General features: G+C 71.3%; 5 protein-coding genes and 1 pseudogene. 5 read left to right on the top strand and 1 reads right to left on the bottom strand.

Features of this window, described 5'->3' with window-relative positions:
• Window positions 1–872 (bottom strand): annotated as a pseudogene (locus BGN98_RS13095) (AAA family ATPase); the annotation flags it as partial.
• A 211-nt stretch (window positions 873–1083) separates the two neighbouring features.
• On the opposite strand from BGN98_RS13095, the gene BGN98_RS13090 reads away from it, so the two are divergent.
• The 5 genes from BGN98_RS13090 to BGN98_RS13070 form a co-directional block, all read left to right on the top strand.
• Window positions 1084–1632, top strand: a complete 549-nt coding sequence (locus BGN98_RS13090; RefSeq protein WP_036290053.1) for a methylated-DNA--[protein]-cysteine S-methyltransferase — start codon at window positions 1084–1086, stop codon at window positions 1630–1632.
• A 148-nt stretch (window positions 1633–1780) separates the two neighbouring features.
• Entirely contained in the window at window positions 1781–2629 is an 849-nt protein-coding gene (locus BGN98_RS13085; protein WP_288121641.1) for a LuxR C-terminal-related transcriptional regulator, read from the top strand.
• 29 nt (window positions 2630–2658) lie between these two features.
• Complete coding sequence (locus BGN98_RS13080) at window positions 2659–3009, top strand: histone-like nucleoid-structuring protein Lsr2 (RefSeq protein WP_288121640.1); 351 nt, start codon at window positions 2659–2661, stop codon at window positions 3007–3009.
• Between the two features lie 73 nt (window positions 3010–3082).
• Complete coding sequence (locus BGN98_RS13075; RefSeq protein WP_288121639.1) at window positions 3083–3733, top strand: response regulator; 651 nt, start codon at window positions 3083–3085, stop codon at window positions 3731–3733.
• Between the two features lie 10 nt (window positions 3734–3743).
• The coding region (locus tag BGN98_RS13070) for a hypothetical protein (protein ID WP_288121638.1) at window positions 3744–5290 on the top strand (1547 nt) is incomplete at its 3' end.

The raw sequence follows: 5290 nt of genomic DNA, 5'->3' as shown, positions 1-5290 counted from the left end.
GCGAGCACGGCCTCCTGCTCGGCATCCGCATCGAGCAGGAGCCGGTCGGCGGCGGGCGGTCGCTCATCGGAGCTGACGGGCGGGGCGGGCGCGCGGACGATCGACAGATCCTCGCGGTCGGACTCGTGGCCGGCGAGGGCGTTCAGGATCGGGTGATCGAGGCTCTCGGCGTCGCGACTCATCGGCGACGACGCGTCGGCGAACGTCGACACGACCAGGCGCGGCTGCACGGTGAAGGTGTCGACGTGCGCGGTGAGCGCGCGCAGGTGGTCGATGACCGGCTGCGGTTTGAAGACGCCACCGTCGTAGGCGAGTTCGGCGAGCGCGCGCCCGTCGATCACGAGACCGAAGTGCGTGCGCGCGGCGACGACGAGCTCGGGGTTGATCGTGAAGGTGCCGTGCAGCTTGAGATCGAAGTCGGAGTGGTGGCGGCGGATGGCGAGCGGGCGCAGCAGCACCGGGGCGGCGTAGGTGACGCCGCCGATGCGCCAGCCGGCGATGCCGACCGCCAGGTGCACCGTGTCGATGCCACGGGTCGTGCGCATCTCGACGTCCTTGGCGGCGATGCGCTCGGCCGCCAGGCGGGCCGTGCGCAGGGCGACCTCGTCACGGAAGAGGTTGGACAGCAGCGTGGAGCGCCCGGTGATGAACTGGGGCAGGCTGCCGGGATGGGCTTTCGTGATGTCGATGCCCGCATCGCCGGCGTCGGTGTAGTGCAGCAGGGTGGACCGGCCACCGAGCCACGCCGACTCCTCGCGCAGGCGCGCACGCTCACCGGCGGCGACGTGGGTCACGACGACCCCCGGCTCAGACAGGTCGAGGTCCGCCGGGCTCACCGCATGACCGTGGTCGGCGTCGTCCACGCCTCGCACGGCGCCATCGTCTGCTCTCCACACACTCGACACCCTAAAGTCCCGATCACGGCGTTCCCGGTTAGCGCGGCGGGTTTTCGCGGTATTGGGGCTGATGTGACAGGTGGGGCGGCACCGTGGATCCTCCTCCCCAACCGACGCGGAGGCTCTGCGCCTCCACAGACCGCGACCGCGCGACGATGATGTCGACCGTCGCGAGCATCATGGAGTCATGACCTCGACTGCCGCATACTCGGTGCACCCGACACCGATCGGCGAGGCCCTCATCGTCGTCGCCGATGGGGGCCTCGTCGCCCTGGACGTGCTGGATGTGTCGCTGACGGCGGCCGACCGCCGCCTCGAAGCGATCAGCGCCCGCCGCCAGGGCATCGTGGTGCCGGATGCCGCGGCCACCGCCGAGGTGGCCGCGCAGCTGGACGAGTACTTCGCGGGCACGCGGCGACGTTTCACGCTCGATCTCGACCTGCACGGGGTCGACGGTTTCGCACGCCGGGCACTGGAGGCGATGGACGAGATCCCGTATGGCGAGACGAGCTCGTACGGCGAATTGGCGATTCTCGCCGGCTCACCAGGCGCGCACCGCGCGGCGGGATCGGCGTGTGCCCGCACGCCCATCTCGATCGTGATTCCGGCGCACCGTGTCGTCCGTGCCGACGGATCCATCGGTGAGTACGGCGGTCACCCCGAACGCAAACGGTTCCTCCTCGATCTCGAAGCGCGCGTCGTACGAGACGGCACCGCTCGATCCGCCGCCGTGTAGGCCGGTCGCGGCACGGGGCTCCCGCGGCGCGACGCGGGAGCCCCGGGTCGAGCTCGGGTGGATCGCTGGCGGAGCCCGCGACGACGCCCGGTGATATCCTCGAGCGCACGGGTGACGCGGTCGTCGCCCTCGATGTCAGGGAGGCGAGATGGCGACGCCGACCCCGCTCACTGACAGTGATCTGCTGGCCCATGCCGTCGAGGATCTGGCCACACGGACGGGCCTTCCCGTCGCCTTCGGCGGTTTCGAGCGGGCAAACGCGGTCGAGGTCACCTCGGTCGTCGGAAACCGCACCCCGCACCTGTCCGGACTCGTCGTGCACGCCAGCCGCGGGCTCGGCGGGCGGGCGCTCGTGGAGCGGCGCCCGCGACTCGCTCTCGACTACCGGTCTTCGCGCAACATCACCCACGATTACGATCGCGCGATCCTCGGCGAGGGGATCTCGACGCTGTTCGCCGTGCCCGTGCTCGTCGCCGGGCGCGCACGCGGCGTGCTCTACTGCGGTTCGTGGTCGCCGTCCCCCTTCGGAGAGTCCACCGCACGCATGGCGCTCCAGGTCGCCAGCGATCTGGCGACGGAGCTTCGCGTCAGAGAAGAAGTGCAGCGGCGACTCACCCTCGCTCCGGCATCCACCTCGGGCGTCGACCCCGTGCTGCGCGAGCACCTGCGCGACACGTACGCGCAGTTGCGCCGCATCGCCGCCGATGTGCCCGACGCCGCCATCCGGCGCCGTCTCGCCGAGATCGAACAGCGCCTCGCCGATCTGACCCGCGACGACAGTGCGACCACGGAGACGCTCGACGTGAAGCTGTCGCCGCGAGAGATCGATGTGCTCGCGTGCGCGGCACTGGGCCAGACCAACGCCGAGATCGCTGTCGCACTCGGCTTGCGGGAGGGCACCGTCAAGTCGTATCTGCAGTCGGCGATGGCCAAACTCGACACGGGCACGCGCCACGCCGCGGTGACACGGGCGCGACGCGCGGGACTGCTCCCCTGATCAGCCGTCGGTATCAGTAGGCTCTGCCCATGGCCCGCAAAATCGTTCACCAGCTCGTCGATGACCTGGACGGCACCGTTCTCGAAGTCGGTGACGGTGAGACCGTCCTGTTCTCGCTGGACGGCACCGCGTACGAGATCGACCTCACGACCGACAACGCCGCCGCGCTTCGCGACGCGCTCGCGCCGTATGTCTCCGCCGCGCGCAGCGTCTCGTCGCGCGCGACCGCGCCGCGCCGCGCCGGCACCCGCGGACAGCGCCGCTCTCAGCAGCGCGACTACGGTCCCATCCGCGAGTGGGCCGCCAAGAACGGTTTCACGGTGTCGGAGCGCGGACGCGTCCCCGCCTCCGTCCTCGAGGCCTACGACGCCGCTCACTGACGACTGCAGGGAGCGACACCGGTGCTCGTCGGGGCAACGACGGGACGCGCGGCGCGAGCGCTAGGGTGATGTCGTGGCCTCGGACTGGACCCGTCGCGTGCTCGTGGTCGAAGACCAGGCCGCCCTGCGCATGCTCGTGTGCGAGCTGCTGCAGCGTCACGGGTTCGAGACGGCCGCCGCGGCCGACGCGGCGACGGCCACCCAGCTGTTCACCGAGTTCGACCCCGACGCACTGCTGACCGATATCGACCTCGGCAGCCGACCCTCCGGCGCGGAACTGGCGGCCATGCTGTCCGAGCTCGCACCACATCTGGCGATCGTCTTCCTGAGCAGTTATCCGCGCGCAGCGGCCGGCGCGACGGCGATGGGCATCGCCCACGCGGTCTTCGTCTCCAAGCAGGACCTCGACTCCGCGGACGGCCTCGTGTCGGCGCTGGAGCAGGCACTGTCGACGCGGCGGGCCCCGGCGGCGACGGCTCTGCCTGCACCCGATGCCCGCGACGGCCTCGGCGCGCTCACCCGCCATCAGCTCGAGATCCTCGCGATGGTCGCTCGCGGATGGTCGAACGAGCGCATCGCCGAAGAGACCGCGTCGAGCGTGCGGGCCGTGGAACGTTCGATCAGCCGCCTGTTCGACCGCTTGGATGTGACGGGCGACCCGACCGTCAGCCCTCGCGTCGCCGCTGCGGCGATGTACCTGGCCGCGTTCGGCCCGGCCCGGTGAGAGGCCGCGGGTGAGGCGGTTCGCCACGGCGATCGGCCGTGTCGTGGCCGACGGACGGTTTCTGAGCCTGTGGTCGCTCGCGGCGACCCTCGTCCTGTCGATGACCATCATGGCGCCCGTGGGTGCGGGCGTGGATGTCGCGGCGCTGGCTCCGGCGACGCTGGCCACGACGACATGCTTCGTGCTTGTGCTCGGGGCCCTCGCGCTGATCGAGCGGCACCTGTCCGCGCCGCGCGTGCGCGCGATCGTGCTCATCGTCGGCATCGTCGCGTGCGCCGCACTGCGCCCGCTCGTGCAGGACGCGTGGGCCGCGCCGTGGGCACTGCCGATTCCGGCAGCAGCCCAGCTGCCGTTCCGTATCGCGACGAACGTGGTCGTCTGGCCGGTCGTGCTCGCGATGATCGCCGTGCTCGAGAACGCCGTGCACACGCTGCGTCGCACCAACGCGCTGCTGCGCGAGGTGGCGGCAGAGCTCGCCGCCGCGCCCGACCGCGCCGTCGTCGTCGACCGGCGCGCCCGCCGCGAAGTGGGTGCCGCGGCATCCGCCCTCACCCGGGCGATCGATCGGTGGGATCCCGCGACGGGGCCGAGCGGCGTGCGCGCGCTCGGGACGGAGGCCTTCCGCACCTGGAGCCACCGCTTGCAACAGGTGGCGGACGATGCGGCGACGACCTCGGCGCCGCGGGGCGCACCCGCCACGGATGAGATCTCGATTCGCCGTCGCGGCCTGGCGCTGCCGCCGCTGCGCCTTCCACCACGCGGGACGGTCGCGATCGTCTACATCGCCTGCACACTGCCCTACGCGCTGCGAACGACGGGCCCCGCCGAGCTGATCGCGGGTCTGGTCGCCGTCGTCACCGTGACGGGTCTTGTCGACCATGTCGCGCGGCGCCGAAGGTTCGTACGCAGCGCCCGTCTCAGCGCCACGGTCTATCTGCTGGGCGCGGCCATCGGCGGCGTCGTGCTCTCCGTGCTGGCAGCGATCTACGGACATCGCGGCCTCCTCGCGCTCCTGCCCGCCATCGACTACCTCGCCTTCGCGCTCGCGGCCGGCCTGTGCGCGGGCGCCGTGCAGAGACTGCGCCGAGAACAGCGTCGACTGTCGGGAACGATCACGCATTCTCAGCGCGCGAGCCGCGAGGGGGTCGGTCCCGCTCGGGAAGGCCTGCGACGCACGGCGGAGCTGCTGCACCGCGACGGGCAGGGAGCGTGCATGCAGTTCGCGCTGACGCATCCGCACCCGTCCCCGGCGGACACCTCCGCACTGCGCGACGATCTACTCGCGCTCGTGCATCGGCTGACGTCGACGTATGCGGCAGCCGACCCCGGCACGGACGCGGCGGCGCTGCGTGCGCTGCTGGCGACGTGGGGACGGGTGATCGTGCTGCAGACCACGCTCGATCCCCGGGCGCTGGCCGCGCTCGATGCGCATCCCCGCCTCGCGCGCGATGTGTACGACGTCATCGCCGAGGGACTTCTGAACGCGGTCAAGCACAGCGACGAGAAGAGTTGTAGGTTCCCGCTCGAGATGGCGAGGAATGCCGCGATTCCACGGTA

Source organism: Microbacterium sp. 69-7 (assembly GCF_001897985.1).
In the GTDB taxonomy this organism is placed as follows: domain Bacteria; phylum Actinomycetota; class Actinomycetes; order Actinomycetales; family Microbacteriaceae; genus Microbacterium; species Microbacterium laevaniformans.
This window is presented reverse-complemented; position numbering and strand designations above follow the sequence as displayed.

Excerpts from the sequence above, each read along its gene's own strand:
- BGN98_RS13090 (WP_036290053.1), top strand. The coding sequence starts at position 1,084 with ATGACCTCGACTGCCGCATACTCGGTGCACCCGACACCGATCGGCGAG.
- BGN98_RS13085 (WP_288121641.1), top strand. The coding sequence starts at position 1,781 with ATGGCGACGCCGACCCCGCTCACTGACAGTGATCTGCTGGCCCATGCC.
- BGN98_RS13080 (WP_288121640.1), top strand. The coding sequence starts at position 2,659 with ATGGCCCGCAAAATCGTTCACCAGCTCGTCGATGACCTGGACGGCACC.